General features: G+C 70.3%; 2 protein-coding genes. One reads left to right on the top strand and one right to left on the bottom strand.

The genetic code is table 11. The features are described from left to right. Nucleotides 1-984, top strand: a 984-nt coding sequence (locus tag ABZ281_RS49005) for a DEAD/DEAH box helicase (RefSeq protein ID WP_356665289.1), incomplete at its 5' end; no start/stop codon positions are given. 461 nt (nucleotides 985-1445) lie between these two features. Here the strand turns inward: ABZ281_RS49005 and ABZ281_RS49000 are convergent. Then, nucleotides 1446-1511 carry a hypothetical protein gene (locus ABZ281_RS49000; RefSeq protein WP_356665291.1) on the bottom strand — a complete coding sequence of 22 codons (66 nt, stop codon included), beginning with the start codon at nucleotides 1509-1511 and terminating at the stop codon, nucleotides 1446-1448. Between the last annotated feature and the right edge of the window lie 16 nt (nucleotides 1512-1527).

Genomic DNA, 1527 nt, shown 5'->3' with positions numbered 1-1527 from the left:
AGCCGGATCGCGGTCACCGGCACCCCGGTGGAGAACAACATCACCGAGCTGTGGGCCATCCTCGACTGGACCAACCCCTCCCTCTTCGGCACCCGCAAGGCATTCCGCACCCGCTACGGCGCCGTCGAGAAGGACTCCGCCTCACCCGCCGCAGCCCAGCTCGCCGGGCTCGTCGGCCCGTTCATGCTGCGACGGCGCAAGTCGGATCCCGGCATCGCGCCCGAACTGCCGGGCAAAGTGCACCACCACCGCATCGTCGCCCTCACCGACGAGCAGATCGGCCTGTACGAGGCGTCCGTTCGCGACACCATGGACAAGATCGCCAACAGCACCGGCATCCAGCGCCGCGGCCTGGTCCTCAAACTGCTCCAGGCCCTGCGCCAGATCTGCAACACCCCCAGCCTCTACCTCAAGGAACCGCTGCAGGACGCCGACCCGGCGGGCCTCGCCCGCCGCTCGGGCAAGCTGGCGGCCCTGGACGATCTCATGCCCACCCTGGCCGAGCGCGGCGAAGCATCTCTGGTCTTCACGGGATACGTGCAGATGGGTCGCATCCTTGAGCACCACCTCCGTGCCTGCGGCCGCTCCGTCCGCTTCCTCCACGGCGGGACACCCCCGGCCCGCCGCCAGGACCTCGTCGATGCCTTCCAGAACGACCGCGATCCCGCCCCGGTCCTCGTGCTGTCGGTCAAGGCGGCCGGCACCGGACTCACCCTCACCCGGGCCGAGCACGTCGTCCACTACGACCGGCCCTGGAACCCCGCCGTCGAGGATCAGGCGACCGACCGCGCCCACCGCATCGGCCAACACCGCACCGTACAGGTCCACCACCTGATCACCGAGGGCACCGTGGAAGACCACATCAACGAACTCCTCGCCCGCAAACGCGCCCTGACCGAGGCCGTCCTCACCTCCGGCGAGAGCGCCCTCGCCGACCTCGACGACACCGAACTCAACGCTCTCGTCGCCCTGGGAACCCGATGACCGGATCCGGCAACACCCGCAACATGGCCCCTCTGGTCGCCGCCTGGAAGCAAGCCTTCCACCTGGCGACCAACGGCTCCGGCTCCTACGGCAAGGGCCTCAACCTCCACCGCAACGGCGGTGTCGCCCAGATCCACGCACAACCCGGCCGCCTGGCCGCCGCCGTCACCGCGAAGAAGGCCACCCACCAAGCCGTCCTGTTTCTTCCCGAACTGACCGACACTCAGTGGGACACCCTCGCCGGCCGTCTCGCCGGTAACCCTCAAGCCGTCGCCGACCTGCTGGCCAACCGGGTCCCCGCCGCTGTGGCCGACCCCGGCCACGCCGGCGGGATCGCCATCGTCCCCGGAGCCGAAGAAATCACCTTCTCCTGCTCCTGCCCCACCGGCCACGCCGGCCGCGTGTGCGACCACAGCGCCGCCCTCGGCCACGCCGTCACCGACCGCCTCGCCACCACAGCCTCAGTGGGGGCGCGGGCCGCGCACCTCCCAGATGCCCTCGTCCGGCTCCTGCCAGTGGTCCTCCAGGTAGCGGATCAGCTTC

Source organism: Streptomyces sp. NPDC006265 (assembly GCF_040613555.1).
In the GTDB taxonomy this organism is placed as follows: domain Bacteria; phylum Actinomycetota; class Actinomycetes; order Streptomycetales; family Streptomycetaceae; genus Streptomyces.
The sequence above is the reverse complement of the archived record's forward strand: the minus strand, read 5'-3'. Positions and strand labels throughout refer to the sequence as shown.